This is a genomic window from Streptomyces sp. NPDC107521 (assembly GCF_055598485.1).
On record NZ_JBVKAT010000028.1, the window covers coordinates 36,119 to 55,143 of the forward strand.

Genomic DNA, 19,025 nt, shown 5'->3' on the forward strand with positions numbered 1-19,025 from the left:
GTAACCTCCGGCCGAAACGCTGCCGGGAGTCCAGCGGACCCGGGAGGCCGGCATGGGACGGACGAGTGGACGGCGTGACGGAGTGGTCGTGGCCCTGCTGAGCGGCCTGGCCCTGGCGGTGGCACCGACGGGCGCCCACGCCGCCGGAGCGATGGGGGAGCACGGGGCGGTACGGGTGGACCGGGGGCCGACCGCCGCGGCCCCCTCGGACACGGCCCCCTCGGACACGGCCGGGCCGGGCGCGGCGGGACCCGGGGGCGCGCGGCCCGGTGTCCCGCGGCCGGAGGCCGGCGCGCGGCGGCCGGACCGCGTGGCGGGGCCGGACGTCATCGCGCACCGCGGGTCGTCGGGCATGGCGCCCGAGAACACGGCCGCCGCCGTCGGACTGGCGGTCGCGCAGTGGGCGGACTTCGTGGAGATCGACGTCCAGCGGACCAGGGACGGCCGCCTGGTCGACTTCCACGACTGCACCATGGAGCGCACCACCGACGTCGAGGAGGTCTTCCCCGGCCGCCCCCGGTACCGGGTCTCCGACTTCACCTGGGCCGAACTGCGGCGGCTGGACGCCGGGTCCTGGTTCGACCGGGACTTCGCGGGCGAACGGATCGTCACCGTGGACGAGGTGATCGCGCGGCTGGACGGCACCCGCACCGGACTGCTCGCCGAGATCAGCCCCTGCTCGCACTACACCGGGCTCCCGGCGGACCTCGCCGGCGAACTGCGGCAGCGTCCGCGCTACCTCCGGCAGGCCCTCGCCCGGCACCGGCTCGCCGTGCAGTCCTTCCGGCCGGAGGACGCCCGGGACTTCCGCTCCCGGCTGCCCGCTGTCCCGGTCGGCCTCCTGGACGCCGAACGGCCGTCCGACGCGGAGCTGGTCCGGTTGAGCCGGTGGGCCGACCAGGTGAACGCCCAGTACACGGTGACCGACCGGCGGCTGGTCGACCGCGTCCACGCACTGGGCATGGAGATCAACGTCTGGACGGTCGACGAGCCCGGCGCGATGCGCCGCATGGCCGCGCTGGGCGTCGACGGTGTCATCACCGACTTCCCCCAGTCCCTCACCCGGCACCCCGGCCTCCGCACGGAGCACTGAGCCCCCGGGGCACATACGGGGGAACACGGCGAGGACCCGCCCGCCGGGCGGCCGCCGGGGTGCGGCGGGCGCCCGGCGGACGGGTCCCGGACGGGCGGAACGCCCCGGGGTCCGTCACGACCCCCGGGGCGTTCCCGGTCACTGGTGGTACGCGGTCAGTCCTTGACCAGGCCCGAGTCGCGGACCGTGATCTTCGCGGAGGTGCTGCCCGACGGGGAGCCGAGGCCCTCGATGCGGTCCACCACGTCCGTGCCCTGGATGACCTTGCCGAAGACGACGTGCTTGCCGTCCAGCCAGGGGGTGGCGACCGTGGTGACGAAGAACTGCGAGCCGTTGGAGTTCGGGCCCGCGTTCGCCATGGAGAGCAGGTACGGACCGGTGTGCTTCAGGGTGAAGTTCTCGTCGGCGAACTTCGCGCCGTAGATGCTCTTGCCACCGATGCCGGTGCCGTGGGTGAAGTCGCCGCCCTGGAGCATGAACTGCGGGATCACACGGTGGAAGGGCGAACCCTTGTAGCCGAAGCCGTGCTCGCCGGTGGCCAGCTCGATGAAGTTGCGGGCGGTCTTGGGGGTCACGTCCTCGAAGAGTTCGAAGACGATCCGGCCCGCGTCCTGGCCGTCGATGTCGATGTCGAAGAAAACATGGGAATTGCTCATCCACCCATTGTGACCTGTGGACCCCGGCGGCCGGAAACCGGCTGCCGGGGTCCACCCCCGGACGGGCCGCGATGTCGCCCGGTCAGCGGGCGGAGAGCAGCTCCAGCGTGTCGATCACCCGGTTGGAGAAGCCCCACTCGTTGTCGTACCAGGCGACGACCTTGATGTGCCGGCCGTCGACGCGGGTCAGCTCCGAGTCGAAGATCGACGAGGCCGGGTTGCCCGTGATGTCGGCCGACACCAGCGGGTCCTCCGAGTACTCCAGGACACCCGCGAGCGGCCCCTCGGCGGCGGCGCGGTACGCGGCGAGCACCTCGTCGCGGGTCACGTCGCGGGCGACCGTGGTGTTCAGCTCCACGATCGAGCCCACCGGCACCGGCACCCGGATCGAGTCGCCGGACAGCTTCCCGTCGAGCTGCGGCAGCACCAGGCCGATGGCCTTCGCCGCGCCCGTCGTGGTCGGCACGATGTTGACCCCGGCGGCACGGGCCCGGCGCGGGTCGCGGTGCGGGCCGTCCTGGAGGTTCTGCTCCTGGGTGTAGGCGTGCACCGTCGTCATGAAGCCGTGCTCGATGCCGGCCAGCTTGTCCAGCACCGAGGCCAGCGGCGCGAGCGCGTTGGTCGTGCAGGACGCGTTGGAGACGATGGTGTGCAGCTCCGCGTCGTACGCGTCGTTGTTGACGCCGTAGGCGAGCGTCACGTCGGCGCCGTCCGACGGCGCGCCGACCAGCACCTTCCTGGCGCCGGCGTCCAGGTGGGCGCGGGCCGCCTTGGCCGAGGTGAAGCGTCCGGTGGCCTCCAGGACGATCTCCACGCCCAGCTCGGCCCAGGGCAGCCGGGCCGGCTCGCGCTCGGCCAGCACCCGGATGCGGCGCCCGTCGACGACGAGGGTGTCCCCGTCCACGGTCACGGGGCGGCCCAGCCGCCCGGCCGTCGTGTCGAAGGCGAGCAGCCGCGCGAGGGCGGTGGGGTCGGTGAGGTCGTTGACGGCGACGACCTCAAGGGAGCTGTCGCGCTCCAGCAGGGCGCGCAGCACATTGCGTCCGATGCGGCCGAATCCGTTGATGCCGATGCGAGTCATGATGGAGTCCCTTCGGTTCCCCACCAGCCTCGCCCGGCGCCGCGGCCCGTGGCAGCGGCAGGAGCGCCACGGTTCGCAAGGATCGCGCCACGCCCCCCGGAGCGCTGTCGTGAACGGTCCGGAAGACCCTCCGGGGCACCCGGAGGACCCGTCGGGGGCGCTCCGGACGCTCCCCGGGCGCGCGCTCACTCCCCCCGTGCGAAGGTGCGCCGGTACTCGCTCGGCGTGGTGCCGAGGATGCGCTGGAAGTGCAGCCGGAGGTTCGCGCCGGTGCCCAGGCCCACGTCGGCGGCGATCTGCTCGACGCTCAGCTCCGAGCGTTCCAGCAGCTCGCGGGCGACGTCGATCCGGGCGCGCATCACCCACTGCATCGGTGTGTACCCGGTGTCCTCCACGAACCGCCGCGAGAAGGTGCGCGGCGACACCGCCGCGTGCCGGGCCAGCGCCTCCAGGGTGAGCGGCTCGCCCAGGCGCCTGAGCGCCCACTCCCGGGTGGCCGCGAACCGCTCGCCCAGCGGCTCGGGCACGCTGCGCGGCACGTACTGCGCCTGGCCCCCGCTGCGGTACGGCGCGGCGACCAGCCGCCGGGCCGCGTGGTTGGAGGCGGCCACCCCGAGGTCCCCGCGCAGGATGTGCAGGCACAGGTCGATGCCGGAGGCCGCGCCCGCCGAGGTGAGGACGCTGCCCTCGTCGACGAAGAGCACGTTCTCGTCGACCCGCACCAGGGGGTGCTTCGCCGCCAGGGCCCGTGAGTAGTGCCAGTGGGTGGTGGCGCGCCGCCCGTCGAGCAGCCCCGTGGCGGCGAGCGCGAACGCGCCGGTGGAGATCGCCGCCAGCCGCGCGCCCCGCGCGTGCGCCGCCGCCAGCGCCTCGACCACGGGCCGGGGCGGATCGTCGCGGTCGGGGAAGCGGTAGCCGGGGACGAAGACGATGTCGGCCCACGCCAGCGCGTCCAGTCCGTGCGCCACGTGGTACGACAGCCCGTCGCCGCCGGTCACCAGCCCGGGGACCGCGCCGCACACCCGCACCTCGTACGGCATGCTGGCCCGGGTGGTGAACACCTGGGCGGGGATCCCCACGTCGAGCGGCTTGGCACCCTCCAGGACGAGGACGGCGACACGATGCAGACGGGCGGCACACACGCCCACCAGCGTACGCGGGCCGGGCCGGTCGCCCGGCGGTGCGGTGACGTCCCGGCGGGGCGCCGGCCCGCGCGGCGCGGCCCCGTCCCGGCACCCGCTCCGGACGCGCCTCGGGCGCCCCCGTCCCCGGCCCGTCCGGCCCTGTCCCGTCCGGACCTCACCGGCCCCTTCCGGCGGACCTCACCGGGCCCGGCCGACCGCGGCCGGCGCGGCGCGTCCACCCGCCGCCGTCGGACGCACCCGCACTCCCGCCCTCCGGCGCACCCGCCACCGCACCCGCCACCGCACCCGCCACCGCACCCGCACTCCCGCCCTCCGGCGCACCCGCCACCGCACCCGCCCCTCGACCCCCGTCGCGAAAGGCCCCGCCGTGGTCCGGGCCGAGGACGACCTCGCCGACGCCGTGCACCGGGCGGCCCGCGCCGCCTTCACCGACCTCTTCCGGGACCACCCGGACCACCGCTTCCACCACCGCGCCCTGCTCACCCCCGGCGAGGCGTACGGCCCGGCGCGCTCCGCCCGGTCCCGGGAGGCGCTCGGCGCCGGGGCCGCCCGCGACCCGCTCGACCTCACGTGGTCCTGGACCGACTCCCCGCCCACAGCCGGGGCGAGCGCCACAGGGCCCCCGTACGGCCGCTGTTCACGGCCAGGGTCACGCTCCACGAGATGCCGGACGGCGAGGCCGGGGCCGAGTTCGCGCCGCGGCCGCGTGCCATGGAGACCGCCAACGCCCGGCTCGACGCGGAGGGAGGGACTCTTCGGCACCGGAGCCGACCGCCTCGTCGTCGCCGTCGAGGCCGTCCCGCCCGACACGGGCGACGACGAACGGATTCCGCGCCTCGACCCGCCCGGCGCCCTCACCGCGTGGCCGGAGGAGGCCGCCGTGCCGGACGACTGACCGGAACGCCTGCGGAATCCGGGGGCGGCTGTTTTAGAGTGGCCTCCGCCAGTACGGATCACCGCGGACCTGTGAGGTAGCCACCCGCCATGTCGACCGAAACGTTTGAGTTCCAGGTAGAGGCCCGTCAGCTCCTGCAGTTGATGATTCACTCGGTCTACTCGAACAAGGACGTCTTCCTCCGCGAGCTCGTCTCCAACGCCTCCGACGCGCTGGACAAGCTCCGCCTCGCCTCCCTGAAGGACGACGCGCCCGACGTCGACGTGTCCGACCCGCACATCGAGATCGACGTCGACCGCGAGTCCCGCACCCTCACCGTGCGGGACAACGGCATCGGCATGTCGTACGACGAGGTGACCCGGCTCATCGGCACCATCGCCAACTCGGGCACGGCCCAGTTCCTGCGCGAGCTGCGGGAGCGGGACGGCGCGGGCGCCGACGGGCTCATCGGCCAGTTCGGCGTCGGCTTCTACTCCGGCTTCATGGTGGCCGACGAGGTCACCCTCCTCACCCGGCGCGCGGGCGAGGAACACGGCACCCGCTGGACCTCGCGCGGTGAGGGCACGTACACCCTGGAGCGGGTCGAGGAGGCCCCGCAGGGCACCTCCGTCACCCTCCACCTCAAGCCCGAGGACTCCGAGAACCAGCTCCACGACTACACCTCCACCTGGAAGATCAAGGAGATCGTCAAGCGGTACTCGGACTTCATCACCTGGCCGGTCCGCCTGCTGCCCACCGCGGCGCCGGGCGAGGACGGCGAGACGCCCGAGGCCGAGACGCTCAACTCGATGAAGGCGCTGTGGGCGCGCCCGCGCGACGAGGTGTCCGAGGACGAGTACCACGAGCTGTACAAGCACATCAGCCACGACTGGCGGGACCCGCTGGAGACCGTCCGTCTCCAGGCCGAGGGCACCTTCGAGTACCAGGCCCTGCTCTTCATCCCCTCGCACGCCCCGCACGACCTGTTCACCCAGGGCCACCAGCGCGGCGTCCAGCTCTATGTGAAGCGCGTCTTCATCATGGACGACTGCGAGGAACTGCTCCCGCCGCACCTGCGCTTCGTCAAGGGCGTCGTCGACGCGCAGGACCTCTCGCTGAACGTCTCCCGCGAGATCCTCCAGCAGGACCGCCACATCCGCATGATCCAGCGCCGCCTGACCAAGAAGGTCGTCTCCGCGGTCAAGGACATGATGGCGTCCGCGCCCGACCGCTACGCCACCTTCTGGCGGGAGTTCGGCGCCGTCCTCAAGGAGGGCCTGGTCACCGACCCCGACAACCGCGACGCGCTGCTCGCCGTCTCCTCCTTCGCCACCACGCACGACGCCGAGCGGCCCGCCACGCTCAAGGAGTACGCGGAGCGGATGAAGGACGGGCAGGACGCCGTCTACTACCTGACGGGCGAGTCCCGCCAGGCCCTGGAGAACTCCCCGCACATGGAGGCGTTCACCGCCCGGGGCATCGAGGTGCTGCTGCTGACCGACCCCGTCGACGAGGTGTGGGCCGACGCCGTCGGCGAGTACGACGGCAAGCCGCTGCGCTCGGTCGCCAAGGGCGAACTCGACCTCACGGAGGGCGAGGACGCGGCGTCCGACGAGGAGAAGGACAAGCGGTCCGAGGAGTACGCCGGACTGCTCGGCTGGATGACCGAGCACCTGGGCGAGGATGTCAAGGAGGTCCGGCTCTCCGCCCGGCTGACCGTCTCCCCGGCCTGTGTCGTCTCCGACGCGGACGAGCTGACGCCCGCGCTGGAGAACATGTACCGGGCGATGGGCCAGGAGATCCCGCACGCCAAGCGCATCCTCGAACTCAACCCGGAGCACCAGCTGGTGAAGGCCCTCAACCGCGCCCACACCGGCGGCGGGGACCGCGGGGAACTCACCGACACCGCCGAACTGCTGTACTCCCTCGCCGTGCTGGCCGAGGGCGGCCGTCCGAAGGACTCGGCGCGGTTCGTGAAGCTGGTCGCCGACCGTCTGGAGCGCACCCTGTAGGCGCCCCCGGGCCCGCCGCGGCCCGGAGCGGGCGGGCCCCCGCCGCCCTCCCGGGCCGCGGGGCCCGCCCTGTCGCTACCCCCAGAACCCGGCCTTGGTGTAGCCGGTGACGTCCCGGAACCCGAGGCCCAGCAGACCGGCGTCCTCGCAGGCCCGCTTGAACGCGTCCCCGCACACCAGCGCGTGGTCGAGGTCGGGGCAGCGGAAGGCGGCGGCCCGCGGGATCCTCGCCGGGTCGACCACGAAGGCGTCGACGGACAGCAGGACGGGGAAGGAGGGGAAGTGCCGGTGGTACAGGGGTTCCCCGGTGACGAGGTCGGTGTCGACCGTGTACGCGGACGCCTCCCGGTCGACCACCGAGGCCCACTCGGACCACAGCAGGTAGAAGTAGCGCTTCGCCGTGGGCACCCCGCCGGACAGCAGGACCCGGACGGGAACCGGGGTCACCCGGAGCCCGAACCCCCGGCAGATCCGCACGAAGTCCTCCGAGGCCATCCAGTTGACCCCCCAGTGGTCGACGTCGAACGTCCGGTGCCGCGTGGTGAGCACGTAGTCCCCGGGCGGCGTCGCCGACGGCGGCGCGGGATCGTGGACGTTCCACGCCCACGGCCGGTTCAGCACGCCCTTCAGCACCCTCGGGCACCCTCGCGGTCCGGGGGCGTGCTCGACGATCCACAGCGTCATCGGTCCTCCCCGCGCGCCGCCCGGTCGATCCCGGCGAGCATCAGCTCCACGTGCGGGCGCACCCCGTCCCGCAGGGCGCCGCTCCAGCTCTCCCCGGCGTAGGGGTGGTGGAGGTAGAGCCGCCTGGCGTGGGCCAGGGGCGGGCGGTGCTCGGGCGGCAGCCGTGGCAGGGCCCAGTCGGCGGCGGCGTCCTTGGGCATGATCCGCCCGGTGGCGAGGGTGGCCCGGATCCGGGCGAGGGTCAGCAGGACGTTGCGGGTGTCGTCGGCCAGGTCGTCGAGCAGGGAGGGGACGCCGGCCAGGCTCGCCCGGACCACGTCGGCCCACGGCACCGGGGCCAGGACCTCGCCCGGGGGCGGACCGGTGAGGGGGCGGTCACCGGCCAGCGCCATGGTGATCAGCAGGGCCAGATCCGGCATCGGCTCCCGCCCGGGGACCAGCCCGGCCCGGTAGTCGGCGCGCAGCCACTCCCCGTAGAGGAAGTCGCAGACCGGCGGGTACCGCCACGGCCGGACCTCGGACCGCACCACCACGGCCAGCTCGACCGGGCGCGCGCCGTTCGCGTCCCCCGAGATGCCGAGCAGGCCCCCGAGCAGGGCCCGCCGCTCGTCCCCGCCCAGCCGCCGCCGGGAGACGACCAGCACGTCCACGTCGCTGGCCGGGCGGAGGCCGCCGAGCACGGAGGAGCCGTGCAGATACATGCCGACGACCTCGGGGCCCAGCACCTCCTCGACCAGTCCGACGACCCTCTCCGTCAGGTCCACCACACCCGTGTCCTCCGTTCTTCCGGCCGACCGCACCGTGACGGCCGTTGTCAGTGGCCGGTGCGATGATCACCGCACATCGACCCGAGGAGTACACCATGGGCACCTGGGACATCGGCCCCTTCGAGAACGACACCGCCGCGGACTTCGCCGGCACCCTGGACGGGACGGACCGGGAGGGGCGCGCGGAGTTCCTCCGGATGACCCTCCAGCGGGCCGCCGGGGCCGTGGAGTTCCTCGACAGCCCGGAGGCCGAGGAGGCCGTCGCGGCGGCCGCGCTGATAGCGGCCCAGTGCCCAGGCGGCGAACCGGTCAGCACCGGCTACGGGCCCGCCGAGCCCCTGCCGCCCTTCGGCGACGACCTCCGGCGGCTCGCCGCGGACGCGCTCACCCGGGTGCTGTCCGAGGAGTCGGAACTCGCCGAGCTCTGGGACGAGACGTCCGACGCGGCGGAGTGGCGGGAGGGCGTCCGGCGCCTTCGCGCCGTCCTGGTGCCCGGCCCCGGCGCCGGGGAGGAGGCGCCCTGTGCGTCCTGACGGGCGCCCCCGGCGGGCACCGCCGGTCACCGGGCGGAGCCGGGCGCTCCCGGCCGCCCGCTCCCCGGACCGGCCGCCCCGCCCGGAAGCCTACGGCGCCGCCGCCCCGGGCGGGGGAGGGGCGAGCCGGGGGAGGAACAGGATCGCGTCGTAGTCGTCGAGACCGTCCGGATCGAGCGGGAAGTACGCGAAGTCGTCCGTCCTCCGCGCCGTCAGGTCCCCGGACTCCGCGCGCAGCCGGGCCAGTTCGCCGCCGGACACCAGCCTCGGCTCCGGCGAGGCCGCGCACAGCCGACCCTCCACGCTGTCCGGGGGCGGCGCGTCGATCCCCAGGTGCGGTGCGGAGCCGATCGCCAGCGCGATCACCACGTACTCCGGCCCCAGGGCGCGGTCCAGGTGCGCGCCCGCGGGGCTCCAGGCCGGCCGCACCCCGGTCATCCGCACCGAGGCGACCCCCCGGCGCAGATGCTGGGTGTGGGCGAAGACGAGGAGCGGACCGCGGCCCCGCTCACGGTCCGCGAGGGCGGCCAGGTTCTCCGCCATCATCGTGTCCCGCAGTCCCAGCGCCCGGGACATCCGGTCCTCCGGACCGGTCTCCGCCAGCACCCGGTGGTAGGCGAGGAGCCCAGCCGCGGTGCGCGCGCCGAGTTCGGCGTCGCTCAGGGCCCCGGCCGTGTCCCCGGCGGCGTACCGGGGCGCCGCCCCGGCCAGCAGCCGGCGGAGGTCGTCGGTGATCACCCGCAGCTCCCGGGCGTCGGCCGTGTCCCCGACCGAGCGGGACGGCTCCCACATCACCCGGGGATGGGTCCAGCGCGCGTCGTCACCGAGCAGGGCGTCGATCCGTTCCCAGGGATGGGGCACCGACGGGGCGTGGTCCGTGAGGAAGCCGTGCAGCAGGCGCAGGGCCGCGCGGGGGCTCTCGGCGCCGGTGATCTCCATGGGGGCGTCGAACCCGGCGAACCGCACCGCGTCCTCCGGGCCCGGGCCGCGGTTGCGGGCGCCGAGCCACTCCACGAGGGCCCGGTTCGAGGGCCAGTCCCCCCAGCCGTGGCTGAAGCCCCGGGACATCGTCGGGCCGAGCGCCGTGCCGTCGCCGCGCACATGGGTGTCGACCATGCGGCCCCTGAGGCAGTCCGACTCCAGGGCCACCAGGCGGGTCCCCCGGTGCTCGACGAGCCCGCGCAGCAGGGCGTTGCGCAGCAGCGGGAAGGTCTCCACGCCGTGCCGCGGCTCGCCCAGCGCCAGCACGCGCGGCGGGCGGGGGCGCCGGGCCAGGAACCGGTCGACGGCCGGGTACGGGAAGTCATCCGTCATCATGGCTTCGACGCTATCGTTGACGCGACGGTTGAGGGTTCGGACGCCGGACGACCCGGAAACGGCCCGTGGACAAGGGCCGACCAACCGGATGACCTTCAAACGGAGCGACACCTGGAGGGGATGCGATGCGACCCGTCGACCTCGCGCGGCCGCACGGACTGTCCGGACAGGCGGTCCGCAACTACGAGGCCGCCGGCATCCTCCCGGCCGCCGACCGCACCCCCACTGGCTACCGCCGCTACACGCCCCTGCACGCGGCGGCGCTGCGCACCTTCCTCGCCCTCGTCCCCGCCCACGGCCACGCCACGGCACGGCGGATCATGACGCTGCTCAACACCGGGGCCACCGAGGAGGCGCTCACCGCCCTGGACGTCAGCCACGCCGACCTGCTCGCCGACCGCCGGACCCTGGACGCCATCGAACGCGCCCTCGCCGAGCTGACCCCCGGGCCCGCTTCATCTCCGGCCCACCGCTCCACCACCGTCGGCGCCCTGGCCCACCGGCTCGGCCTGCGCCCCGCCACCCTGCGCCGGTGGGAGCGGGCCGGACTGCTGCGCCCCGGGCGGGAGCGGGAGACCGGGTACCGGACCTACACGGCCGACGACGTCCGCGACGCCCACATCGTGCACCAACTGCGCCGGAGCGGTTACCTGCTGGCGCAGATCGCGCCGCTGCTGGACGAACTGCGCGGGGCCACCTCCCCCGACTCCGCGTCCGCCGCCATCGCGGAGCGGCGGCGGCGCCTGCACACCCGGGCCCTCGCCATGCTCAACGCGTCGGCGGAGACCGGACGTTACCTCGGCGAACTGGGCGGGGCCGGGGGCGCGGACGGCCCGGCGGGCTGACGCGCCGGGCGCAGCGGCGCGGGGACGGACGGGGTGCCGGAAGGAGCCGGAGACGCGGCCGGGGGCCGGCGGGGACGGGACGGCGGCAGGGAGCGGCGGCCCCCTCCGCGCGTTTCCGCGCGTTTCCGCGCGTCTCCGCGCGGGGCCGTGCCGGGAGTGCGGGGAAGCGCGGTGGGGGTGCGGGGAGGGTCCCGCACATGCGGCCCGGGTACCGGTCCTCAGGAACCGGCGACCCGGTCCGTCCCGCTCCCGAGCCCTCCGGGCCGGGTCAGCCCGCGGCCGAGCGGATCCGGTAACTGACCGCCGCGTACGGGAAGTTGCCCTGACCGAGGGTGCCCGTGCGGAAGTACAGGTCGCCCGTTTGGCCGGGAGCGCCGGTCACGCAGTCCTCGTTGAAGAAGACGTCGACGGCCTGGTTGGACAGGGCGAGGAAGGAACGGGCCGGGGTGTCGAGTTCCTGGCACACGCCGACCTTCGCCAGGTCGAGCCGGACGGCCGTCCCGGCCCGGTCGGCACCCGTGTAGAAGGTGACGCTGCCGAGCGGGGCGGCCTGTGCCTGGCTCGCCCCGGCCAGGCACAGGGCCGCCGCGGCGGTGGCGACGGCGGTCCTGCCCAGATGCCGGTGATACGGCCTCATACGCGATACCTCACTTCGTGTCGTACGGCGGGAAACGCCGGGGGGAGGTCCGTTCGCGGGCCGGGCGGCCCGGGACCCCGAGCCACTTTGCTTCATAGTTCAATGAGAGGGAAGGGGGTCGGCCGTCCCGGAACGCCCGCGGCGGTCATCTTCCGGTGGCCCCCCGCCGCGCGGTGTCGGGGTTCGGCCGGGCTGGTCCCCGTTCCTCCCCGGACCTCCGTCCCGGCGGCTGTCACACGTTTGGCGCGGTCGGCGTTTCCCCGTGGGGGGAGCGGTCGTTGGGGCGGTCATGGTCAAGCGATTCGTGTGTGTCCCCGTCCTGTCCGCCGCGCTGCTGGCGTCCGCCGCCACCGCCACCGCCGCGCCCGCCGCCCCGGCGGACCCCGCCGTTCCGGCCGCCTCCGCCCTGCCCCTGCCGGGCGCGCCCGGGGTGCCGCTGCTGGAGGGGGTGCTCGGATCGCTGGAGGTGGGGCACCCGGTCACCTCCCTGACGGCGCTGCTGCCCGACGGCGTCCGCGCCCGATGAACCCCGTGTGCGGGGGACGGCCGCCCGGCCGTCCCCCGCACACGGACGTGGTCAGGACCCGGCGGGCACCTCCGCGCGGACCGTGCGGGCGGCGGCGACCATGTTCTCCAGCGAGGCCCGCGTCTCGGGCCAGCCGCGGGTCTTCAGCCCGCAGTCGGGATTCACCCACAGCCGCTCGGCGGGGATGGCCCTCAGCCCGGCGCGCAGCAGCTCCGCCGCCTCCTCGGCGCTCGGGACGCGCGGCGAGTGGATGTCGTACACCCCCGGACCCGCCTCGCGCGGGTACCCGTGGGCGGCCAGTTCCCGGGCGACCTGCATGTGGGAGCGGGCCGCCTCCAGGCTGATGACGTCGGCGTCCAGGTCGTCGATGGCCTGGACGATGTCGCCGAACTCCGCGTAGCACATGTGGGTGTGGATCTGGGTGTCCGGCCGCACCCCGCCGGTGGTGAGGCGGAACGCCTCGGTGGCCCACGCGAGATAGGCGGAGCGGTCGGCCTCCCGCAGGGGCAGCGTCTCGCGCAGCGCGGGCTCGTCGACCTGGATGACCGCCGTCCCGGCCGCCTCCAGGTCGCCCACCTCGTCCCGGAGTGCGAGGGCGACCTGCCGGGCGGTGTCCCCGAGCGGCTGGTCGTCGCGGACGAAGGACCAGGCGAGCATGGTGACCGGCCCGGTGAGCATGCCCTTGACCGGGCGGTCGGTGAGCGACTGGGCGTACGAGGTCCAGCGCACGGTCATCGGTGCCGGCCGCGAGATGTCCCCGGCCAGGACCGGCGGGCGGACGTACCGGGTGCCGTAGGACTGGACCCAGCCGTGCTGGGTGGCGAGGTAGCCGGTGAGCTGCTCGGCGAAGTACTGGACCATGTCGTTGCGTTCGGGCTCGCCGTGGACCAGGACGTCGATGCCGGTCTTCTCCTGGAAGGAGACGACCTCCTGGATCTCCGCCCTGACCCGCTCCTCGTACCCGGCGGTGCCGATGCGGCCGGCCCGCAGGTCGGCGCGGGCGACGCGGAGTTCACCGGTCTGCGGGAACGATCCGATGGTGGTCGTCGGCAGCAGCGGCAGCCCGAGGCGGGCGTGCTGGGCGGCGGCCCGGTCGGCGTACGGCAGGGACCGGCGGGTGTCCGCACCGGTGACGGCGGCGGCGCGGGCGCGCACGGCCGTGTCGTTGGTGAGGGGGGAGGCGGCGCGGGAGGCGAGGTCGGCCTGGTTCGCGGCCAGTTCGGCGGCGATGGTGTCGGTCCCCAGGGCGAGGCCCCTGGCGAGGGTGACGATCTCGGCGGTCTTCTGCCGGGCGAAGGCCAGCCAGCGCAGGATCTGCGGTTCGATGTCCTTCTCTGCGGCCGCGTCCAGCGGGACGTGCAGCAGGGAGCAGGAGGCGGCGACGTCGACGCGGTCGGCCAGCCCGAGGAGGGTGCCGAGCGTGGAGAGGGACCCCCGGAGGTCGTTGATCCAGATGTTGCGGCCGTTGACGACCCCGGCGACCAGCCGCTTCCCGGGCAGACCGCCGACGGCGGCCAGGTCGTCCAGGTTGGCGGCGGCGGACTCGGTGAAGTCCAGCGCGAGCCCTTCCACCGGGGCCTTGGCCAGCACCGGGAGGGCGTCCCCGAGGCGGTCGAAGTAGGAGGCGACCAGCAGCCTGGGCCGGTCGGTGAGGGTGCCGAGGTCCCGGTAGGCCCGCTCGGCGGCCTTCAGCTCGGCCGGGGTGCGGTCCTGGACGAGGGCGGGCTCGTCGAGCTGTGCCCACTCGGCCCCGGCGGCGCGCAGATCGGCCAGGACCTCCGCGTAGACGGGGAGCAGCCGGTCCAGCAGGGTGAGCGGGTCGAAGTCCGCCGCCACACCGGGGGCGGGCTTGGCGAGCAGCAGGTACGTCACCGGGCCGACCAGCACGGGACGGGCGGTCAGGCCCAGGGACAGGGCCTCGGTCAGCTCCGCGACCTGCCGGCCGGAGTCGGCGGTGAACACCGTGTCCGGACCCAACTCGGGCACCAGATAGTGGTAGTTGGTGTCGAACCACTTGGTCATCTCCAGCGGCGCCACGTCCTGGGTGCCGCGGGCCATCGCGAAGTAGCCGTCGAGCGGATCGGCCTCGACGGCGGCGCGGTGGCGCTCGGGAACCGCGCCGACCATGACGGTGGTGTCGAGGACGTGGTCGTAGTACGAGAAGTCCCCGGTGGGGACCTCGTGCACGCCGGCTCCGGCGAGGCTCCGCCAGTTGGCGCGGCGCAGTTCGGCGGCGGTCGCCCGGAGGACGTCGGCGGTGACGCGGCCCTTCCAGTACCCCTCGACGGCCCTCTTCAGTTCCCGGTTCGGGCCCTGGCGGGGGTAGCCGTACACGGTGGCCCGTGCCGCCGCGGCTGCGGACTTGCTGGTCACGGAGATCTCCTTCGCGAGATGAGTCCCTGAGATCCCGGAGACGGGACGAGGACGCGAAGGGTGACGCACCCGGGGGAGGGGGCGCGCGAGGGCGCGGCCGACCGCCGGGTGTGCACGCCGACCCGCCCACGAGGTCACCGGAATGTCCGCGCGCGGGGGCTCCGCGCACGGGCAGTGGCAGGTCTTCGGACTCGCGGGCACGCCCTCCGTCCGGAGGACACCTACTGGCCGTCGCTTCCCGCGCCCGTCTCCCGGGCGCAGTGCGTATGACGGCGGTCGTTCCCGCTCACCGCTGCGGGGCAGTCCCGGATTTCCACCGGGTTCCCTCTTGCGACACCCCGCCTGGCGGACGGGGCGAACCAGCTGCACCTCACAGCCTACGGGGTGCGGGAGACGGGTGGGACGGTGCGTCCACCATCCGGATGGTGAGACGAGACGGGGCGGGGCGCGGCCGGGCGGGGCGGGGCGGAGCGGCGGGGCCGGGCGGTGACGGGGCGGGGGCGGCCGGTGCCGCCGCGCCCCGTCACCGGCGGCCGTGCCGCGGCGCCGGCCGCCGGTCGCGCGGCCGGTCCCGCGCGGCCGGTCCCGCGCGGTGGGTCCGGCGCGGTGGGTGCGGTGCCCCGGGGCGGGAGGGTCCGTCGGACCCCCTTCCCCGGGGCGCCGTGCGCCGTCCGGGCCCGCGGGGTCAGCGGGTGTAGGTGACCACGTGCTCCTTCAGCGAGCCGCAGTTGGAGCCGTACACCTGCACGTACACGTTGTCGATGCTGCCGCCCCAGTCGACACAGCGGCCCTTGCCGTAGACCTGGACCGGACCGGCGTACGAGGTGTAGCGCCCGAAGTCGTCCGCGCCCTGGTCGGTGCCGTTGACGTACAGCCACGCGGACATGTCGAGCACCGTGCCCGGGTTGCTGCGGATGGTGACGACACAGTTCTTGCCGTTCGTCGCGTTGTAGGTCAGGTACAGGGTGCCGAGCGCGCCCACGGGCTGGGAGTTGACGGTCTTGTAGGCGGTGCCGCAGAGCTTCTGCGGAGTCGTGTCGGGCGCCGCCGAGGCGGGCGCGGCCAGGGCGGTCGTGGCGCCCAGCGACAGCGCGGCCAGGGCGGCGGCGGTCAGGACGGAACGAGTGGCGATCATTGTTCCCCCTTGCGAAGTCCGAAGGTGTTTCCTCCTGTCCGGTGTGACCCATGACATTCGTCAATGGTTGTGCCCCGTCGCGCTGTTGACCGGTGGAGGCGGTCCCGCACCGCGCGGCGCGCGGCGGTCAGCGCCGTTCGCGCACCCCCTCGACCAGCAGCGCGACCAGGCGGCGGGCGTCGTACCGGGGGTCGCTGTCGGCGCCGATGCAGAGGTTCCCGATGCCGCGCATCAGGTGGTAGGCGTCGATGTCGGACCGGATCTCGCCCGCCGCGCGCGCGGCGTCGAGGAGCTCAGCGCAGACGGGCAGGAGCCGGTCGAGGAAGTGGCCGTGCAGCGCCTCGAACCCCTCGCTGTCGCTGCGCAGCACGGAGGCCAGGCCGTGCTTGGTGACGAGGAAGTCGGTGAACAGCTCCGCCCACCGCCCGAGGGCGGCGTGGGGCGGGGTTCCGGCGGCCAGCAGGGCCGGACCGGCCTCGGCGCACGCCTCCACCTGGTGCCGGTAGACGGCGACGACCAGATCCGCCCGGGTGGGGAAGTGGCGGTAGAGGGTGCCCGGTCCGACCCCGGCCCGCGCGGCGATGTCCCGCACCGGCGCCTCCACGCCCGAGGCGGTGAAGACCTCGGCCGCCGCGTCGAGCAGCGCCTCCTGGTTGCGCCGGGCGTCCCGGCGCCGGGAGGGGGGCGGAGCCGTCCCGTGGCCCCCGGCCGCCGCTCCGCCCCCGGGGGTCGAGCGGCCCGTGCCGCCGTCGCTGCCGTTGTCCATCGGATCGGTTCCTTCCCTCGTGGACGTCCTGCCGCCGACCGGGCCCCGGGCGGGGACCCGGTGCGTCCCGCGCCGGTCCGGCGGCCGTCCCTCGCCCGCGGCACGCGCTTGTCAAGCGGAACAGTGTTCCGTATCGTCGTTTACGGAACAGGGTTCCGTTTCTCCCATGATGGCAGAACGGGGCCGGTGGCGCGCCGTCGGCCCGCCCGGTCCCGGCCGCCTCTTCCCCCTCCCCGCTCTCCCCAACCTCCCGCTCCCGCCCAGCCACGCGATCGGAAGTACGCCCATGCCCATGTCCGACCGGGCCGCCACGGCCACCGGTTCCGCCTCCGGCGCCGAGGCGCCGTCCACCCCCGGAACGGGGGCCATCTCCGGCCAATGCAGTTGCCTTTGAGCTGAGGAGATCGTTGCCCCGCGTGTGACGGGGTGGGACGTGGGCCAGCGGGTACGGATCGGGATCCTGACGAAGGTGTTCACTGCCGAGCTGGTGGACGCGGCAATAGCCAAGCACGACCGGGCCGAGCGGCGCCGCCGACTCCTGCCGGCGAGGCTGGTCGTGTACTTCGTCCTGGCCCTGTGTCTGTTCGCCCGGGAGTCGTACGAGGAAGTGCTGCGGGTGCTGACCAGCGGCATCCCGGGCAGCCGGGCCCTCGCGCGGGTGAACCGGTCGTCGTTGTGCCGGGCCCGCGCCCGCCTCGGCGAGGACGTGCTGGAAACCGTGTTCCGGCAGATCGCTGGCTCGATCGCCACCAGGGACACGCCTGGCGCGCGTGGTGACGGGGGCTGCGGCTCCTCGCCCTGGACGGCACCCAGTTCGATCTCCCGGATTCGACGAGCAACGGCGACACCTTCGACGGCCCCTCCACCACCGGCGGCGTCCCCTTCGGGTTCCCCAGGTCAGGGCGGTGGTCCTCGCCGAGATCGGAACGCACGGAATCCTCGACGCTCGCCTCGGTGGCTACCGCGACGGCGAGCGCAGCCTCGCCTACCCGCTGGCCGGCTCCACCGGCTCCGGAGACCTGGTCATCGCCGACCGCGGCTCCTGGTCGGTCGAGTTCGCTCACGTCTTCACCATGGCGGGCGCGGATCTGCTCGTCAGGCTCCAGTCCAACCACATCGGCACCGTCTAGGAAGAGCTTCCGGACGGCTCGTACCTGTCGATGGCGCGACCGGGCAAGGAGGTCCGGCTCCGAGCCGCGCGAGAGGGCCGCATGCTGCCCAAGCACGTGATCTACCGGGTCATCACCTTCGCCAAGGGCGACAAGGTCGCCTACCTGGGCACGACGCTGCTGGACCCCGAGCAGTACCCGGCCGCCGAGCTGGTCGCGCTCTACCGGGAGCGCTGGGAGATCGAGCTGGCCTTCGACGAGATCAAGAACCACCTCGGTCCCGGCGGGCCGATCAGGTCACGGACACCGGAGGGCGTCCGGCAGGAACTGTGGGCCTACCTCGCAGTCCACCACGCCATCCGCGAGTTCGCCCACACAGCCGCACTCGCCCGCCCGACGGTGGACGCCGACCGTGTCTCCTACCTGAAGTGCGTCCGCATCATCCGCCGCAGCATCCCGTCCCAACTCGGAGCGACCGCCACCAAGCTCACCCGCTCCTTCACCGAGGCCAGGCGGGAGGCGCGCGTACGCCTCCTCCCGACCCGGCGCAACCGGGACTGTCCACGCGCGATCAAGAAACCGAACCGTTGGCCGGTGCTGAGGACCCGAGCCAGACGCGGCACGGTCCAGCCCGGCCGCTGGGCCCACAACCCGACCTCAAAGCCGAAGAGCACCCGCCGGGCAGGACGGCCGGCGCAGCAGAATGCGTCTACTCTGCCACCGCCCGATCGCCCCTAATCGAGTAGCGCCAAGGCTTCGTCCCAGACGTTGCCACCGTCTGCCCAGGTCCACAGCCATTGGCGCAGAGATGGCGCGGCATAACGCAGGCCGTCATGAGGGTCCTGGCCCCAGTCCGGTTCCCATCCGTCGGCATCCCAGAGCAGCACCGGGTGGTCAACCGCTATCAGCGAGACGTACCACTCCATGGTGCAGCCGCTGCCAGTCAAGAAGAACCACGACGCCGGCGCCCCCCACCCCGCCCGCTGGGTGTGGATGGTCGTCGCGCAATGCCAGTCCGGCAGATGCCAATGTGGAACACGGCGCGGTGTCAGCGACGCGAGGCCGCCTTCCGGCCCGAACCCTCCGTCGCCGACCTCGGTGTAGATACGGCGGAGCAATCCAGGCAGGGGATACCCGAGGCTGCGTTCAGCAACGTCCACTTCTGCCTTCGTGAGAGGCGGAAACGGCTGATCTGGGAGAAGTCCAGGAGAAGTGGGCACACTTGTCGAGCCCCACGCGAGGGCGTGCAGCCTCTCCAGAAGCGCGTCGTCGTCCGCAGCAGTGCGGTGCGCAGCATCGGTCACAAGCCGGGACTGTAGTCGCGCTACTCCCTGGTCAGCTCGCCGGGCCAGCTGAGACGCGCGTCAGCATGGCCCGGCGCCAACCGCCGAAGGTCGAAGCTGGGCTGCCTCCAGTTATGCAGCCCTAAGAGGCCGCGCAAATAGGCGGGTCGGGGGTGCCGGGTGGCGAGG

General features: G+C 74.0%; 19 protein-coding genes, 1 pseudogene and 1 riboswitch. Of the genes and pseudogenes, 9 read left to right on the forward strand and 11 right to left on the reverse strand.

The annotated features are described in order from the left end of the window. Positions 1 to 52 precede the first annotated feature (52 nt). The gene (locus ACZ7LB_RS29465) at positions 53 to 1,093 is read left to right on the forward strand and encodes a glycerophosphodiester phosphodiesterase (RefSeq protein WP_471472343.1); all 1,041 of its coding nucleotides are present in this window, start codon (positions 53 to 55) and stop codon (positions 1,091 to 1,093) included. Between the two features lie 155 nt (positions 1,094 to 1,248). Here the strand turns inward: ACZ7LB_RS29465 and ACZ7LB_RS29470 are convergent, their stop codons facing one another. From ACZ7LB_RS29470 to ACZ7LB_RS29480, 3 genes are all read right to left on the reverse strand, one after another. Beyond that, on the reverse strand, positions 1,249 to 1,749 hold the full coding sequence (locus ACZ7LB_RS29470) for a peptidylprolyl isomerase (RefSeq protein ID WP_265291814.1): 501 nt from the start codon (positions 1,747 to 1,749) through the stop codon (positions 1,249 to 1,251). Between the two features lie 82 nt (positions 1,750 to 1,831). Continuing rightward, positions 1,832 to 2,830: a type I glyceraldehyde-3-phosphate dehydrogenase gene (gene gap, locus ACZ7LB_RS29475; RefSeq protein ID WP_471472347.1), complete on the reverse strand. Its 999-nt coding sequence runs from the start codon at positions 2,828 to 2,830 to the stop codon at positions 1,832 to 1,834. Between the two features lie 185 nt (positions 2,831 to 3,015). Beyond that, complete coding sequence (locus ACZ7LB_RS29480) at positions 3,016 to 3,972, reverse strand: GlxA family transcriptional regulator (protein WP_471472349.1); 957 nt, start codon at positions 3,970 to 3,972, stop codon at positions 3,016 to 3,018. Positions 3,973 to 4,342: 370 nt separating this feature from the next. Here ACZ7LB_RS29480 and ACZ7LB_RS29485 point away from each other — a divergent pair, with 370 nt between their 5' ends. Together ACZ7LB_RS29485 and htpG are read left to right on the forward strand one after the other, a co-directional pair. Then, entirely contained in the window at positions 4,343 to 4,870 is a 528-nt protein-coding gene (locus ACZ7LB_RS29485) for a DUF4303 domain-containing protein (RefSeq protein ID WP_471472351.1), read from the forward strand. A gap of 89 nt (positions 4,871 to 4,959) precedes the next feature. Beyond that, entirely contained in the window at positions 4,960 to 6,861 is a 1,902-nt protein-coding gene (htpG, locus tag ACZ7LB_RS29490; RefSeq protein WP_471472353.1) for a molecular chaperone HtpG, read from the forward strand. Positions 6,862 to 6,936: 75 nt separating this feature from the next. Here htpG and ACZ7LB_RS29495 read toward each other — a convergent pair whose 3' ends face one another. Together ACZ7LB_RS29495 and ACZ7LB_RS29500 are read right to left on the reverse strand one after the other, a co-directional pair. Beyond that, positions 6,937 to 7,545 carry an imm11 family protein gene (locus ACZ7LB_RS29495; RefSeq protein ID WP_471472355.1) on the reverse strand — a complete coding sequence of 203 codons (609 nt, stop codon included), beginning with the start codon at positions 7,543 to 7,545 and terminating at the stop codon, positions 6,937 to 6,939. Continuing rightward, positions 7,542 to 8,309 carry an aminoglycoside adenylyltransferase domain-containing protein gene (locus tag ACZ7LB_RS29500; protein ID WP_471472433.1) on the reverse strand — a complete coding sequence of 256 codons (768 nt, stop codon included), beginning with the start codon at positions 8,307 to 8,309 and terminating at the stop codon, positions 7,542 to 7,544. Before ACZ7LB_RS29500 ends, ACZ7LB_RS29495 begins: the two co-directional genes overlap by 4 nt. 65 nt (positions 8,310 to 8,374) lie before the next feature. Here ACZ7LB_RS29500 and ACZ7LB_RS29505 point away from each other — a divergent pair, with 65 nt between their 5' ends. After that, complete coding sequence (locus ACZ7LB_RS29505; protein ID WP_471472358.1) at positions 8,375 to 8,845, forward strand: DUF4259 domain-containing protein; 471 nt, start codon at positions 8,375 to 8,377, stop codon at positions 8,843 to 8,845. 90 nt (positions 8,846 to 8,935) lie between these two features. On the opposite strand, the gene ACZ7LB_RS29510 is transcribed toward ACZ7LB_RS29505, so the two are convergent. Next, a complete protein-coding gene (locus ACZ7LB_RS29510) occupies positions 8,936 to 10,162 on the reverse strand; it encodes an erythromycin esterase family protein (RefSeq protein ID WP_471472360.1) in 1,227 nt (408 codons plus the stop codon). A 125-nt stretch (positions 10,163 to 10,287) separates the two neighbouring features. Between ACZ7LB_RS29510 and ACZ7LB_RS29515 the strand changes: the two genes are divergently transcribed. Continuing rightward, positions 10,288 to 11,007 carry a MerR family transcriptional regulator gene (locus ACZ7LB_RS29515; RefSeq protein WP_471472362.1) on the forward strand — a complete coding sequence of 240 codons (720 nt, stop codon included), beginning with the start codon at positions 10,288 to 10,290 and terminating at the stop codon, positions 11,005 to 11,007. A 268-nt stretch (positions 11,008 to 11,275) separates the two neighbouring features. Here ACZ7LB_RS29515 and ACZ7LB_RS29520 read toward each other — a convergent pair whose 3' ends face one another. Further along, positions 11,276 to 11,644 carry a hypothetical protein gene (locus ACZ7LB_RS29520; protein WP_471472364.1) on the reverse strand — a complete coding sequence of 123 codons (369 nt, stop codon included), beginning with the start codon at positions 11,642 to 11,644 and terminating at the stop codon, positions 11,276 to 11,278. Positions 11,645 to 11,933: 289 nt separating this feature from the next. Here ACZ7LB_RS29520 and ACZ7LB_RS29525 point away from each other — a divergent pair, with 289 nt between their 5' ends. Next, on the forward strand, positions 11,934 to 12,170 hold the full coding sequence (locus ACZ7LB_RS29525) for a hypothetical protein (RefSeq protein WP_471472366.1): 237 nt from the start codon (positions 11,934 to 11,936) through the stop codon (positions 12,168 to 12,170). Between the two features lie 51 nt (positions 12,171 to 12,221). Here the strand turns inward: ACZ7LB_RS29525 and metE are convergent, their stop codons facing one another. From metE to ACZ7LB_RS29540, 3 genes are all read right to left on the reverse strand, one after another. Beyond that, positions 12,222 to 14,543 carry a 5-methyltetrahydropteroyltriglutamate--homocysteine S-methyltransferase gene (gene metE, locus ACZ7LB_RS29530; RefSeq protein ID WP_471472368.1) on the reverse strand — a complete coding sequence of 774 codons (2,322 nt, stop codon included), beginning with the start codon at positions 14,541 to 14,543 and terminating at the stop codon, positions 12,222 to 12,224. Positions 14,544 to 14,702: 159 nt separating this feature from the next. Beyond that, positions 14,703 to 14,923: riboswitch (cobalamin riboswitch) on the reverse strand. A 305-nt stretch (positions 14,924 to 15,228) separates the two neighbouring features. Continuing rightward, positions 15,229 to 15,678 (reverse strand): spore-associated protein, encoded by a 450-nt coding sequence (locus tag ACZ7LB_RS29535; RefSeq protein ID WP_471472370.1) that lies wholly within the window; start codon positions 15,676 to 15,678, stop codon positions 15,229 to 15,231. A 127-nt stretch (positions 15,679 to 15,805) separates the two neighbouring features. Then, positions 15,806 to 16,444, reverse strand: coding sequence for a TetR/AcrR family transcriptional regulator (locus ACZ7LB_RS29540; protein ID WP_471472372.1), 639 nt, complete (start codon positions 16,442 to 16,444; stop codon positions 15,806 to 15,808). Positions 16,445 to 16,877: 433 nt separating this feature from the next. Between ACZ7LB_RS29540 and ACZ7LB_RS29545 the strand changes: the two are divergent. The 3 genes and pseudogenes from ACZ7LB_RS29545 to ACZ7LB_RS29555 form a co-directional block, all read left to right on the forward strand. Continuing rightward, positions 16,878 to 17,159, forward strand: a pseudogene (locus ACZ7LB_RS29545) (transposase domain-containing protein); the annotation flags it as partial. Positions 17,160 to 17,349: 190 nt separating this feature from the next. Next, positions 17,350 to 17,574 (forward strand): hypothetical protein, encoded by a 225-nt coding sequence (locus ACZ7LB_RS29550; RefSeq protein WP_471472374.1) that lies wholly within the window; start codon positions 17,350 to 17,352, stop codon positions 17,572 to 17,574. A gap of 81 nt (positions 17,575 to 17,655) precedes the next feature. Continuing rightward, positions 17,656 to 18,291: a transposase gene (locus tag ACZ7LB_RS29555; protein ID WP_471472376.1), complete on the forward strand. Its 636-nt coding sequence runs from the start codon at positions 17,656 to 17,658 to the stop codon at positions 18,289 to 18,291. Here ACZ7LB_RS29555 and ACZ7LB_RS29560 read toward each other — a convergent pair. Beyond that, entirely contained in the window at positions 18,288 to 18,857 is a 570-nt protein-coding gene (locus ACZ7LB_RS29560; protein WP_471472378.1) for an SMI1/KNR4 family protein, read from the reverse strand. The genes ACZ7LB_RS29555 and ACZ7LB_RS29560 overlap by 4 nt on opposite strands. Between the last annotated feature and the right edge of the window lie 168 nt (positions 18,858 to 19,025).

Excerpts from the sequence above, each read along its gene's own strand:
- ACZ7LB_RS29515 (WP_471472362.1), top strand. The coding sequence starts at position 10,288 with ATGCGACCCGTCGACCTCGCGCGGCCGCACGGACTGTCCGGACAGGCG.
- ACZ7LB_RS29520 (WP_471472364.1), bottom strand. The coding sequence starts at position 11,644 with ATGAGGCCGTATCACCGGCATCTGGGCAGGACCGCCGTCGCCACCGCC.
- ACZ7LB_RS29465 (WP_471472343.1), top strand. The coding sequence starts at position 53 with ATGGGACGGACGAGTGGACGGCGTGACGGAGTGGTCGTGGCCCTGCTG.
- ACZ7LB_RS29540 (WP_471472372.1), bottom strand. The coding sequence starts at position 16,444 with ATGGACAACGGCAGCGACGGCGGCACGGGCCGCTCGACCCCCGGGGGC.
- ACZ7LB_RS29525 (WP_471472366.1), top strand. The coding sequence starts at position 11,934 with ATGGTCAAGCGATTCGTGTGTGTCCCCGTCCTGTCCGCCGCGCTGCTG.
- htpG (WP_471472353.1), top strand. The coding sequence starts at position 4,960 with ATGTCGACCGAAACGTTTGAGTTCCAGGTAGAGGCCCGTCAGCTCCTG.
- ACZ7LB_RS29505 (WP_471472358.1), top strand. The coding sequence starts at position 8,375 with ATGATCACCGCACATCGACCCGAGGAGTACACCATGGGCACCTGGGAC.
- ACZ7LB_RS29495 (WP_471472355.1), bottom strand. The coding sequence starts at position 7,545 with ATGACGCTGTGGATCGTCGAGCACGCCCCCGGACCGCGAGGGTGCCCG.
- ACZ7LB_RS29510 (WP_471472360.1), bottom strand. The coding sequence starts at position 10,162 with ATGATGACGGATGACTTCCCGTACCCGGCCGTCGACCGGTTCCTGGCC.
- ACZ7LB_RS29470 (WP_265291814.1), bottom strand. The coding sequence starts at position 1,749 with ATGAGCAATTCCCATGTTTTCTTCGACATCGACATCGACGGCCAGGAC.
- gap (WP_471472347.1), bottom strand. The coding sequence starts at position 2,830 with ATGACTCGCATCGGCATCAACGGATTCGGCCGCATCGGACGCAATGTG.
- ACZ7LB_RS29555 (WP_471472376.1), top strand. The coding sequence starts at position 17,656 with ATGCTGCCCAAGCACGTGATCTACCGGGTCATCACCTTCGCCAAGGGC.
- ACZ7LB_RS29535 (WP_471472370.1), bottom strand. The coding sequence starts at position 15,678 with ATGATCGCCACTCGTTCCGTCCTGACCGCCGCCGCCCTGGCCGCGCTG.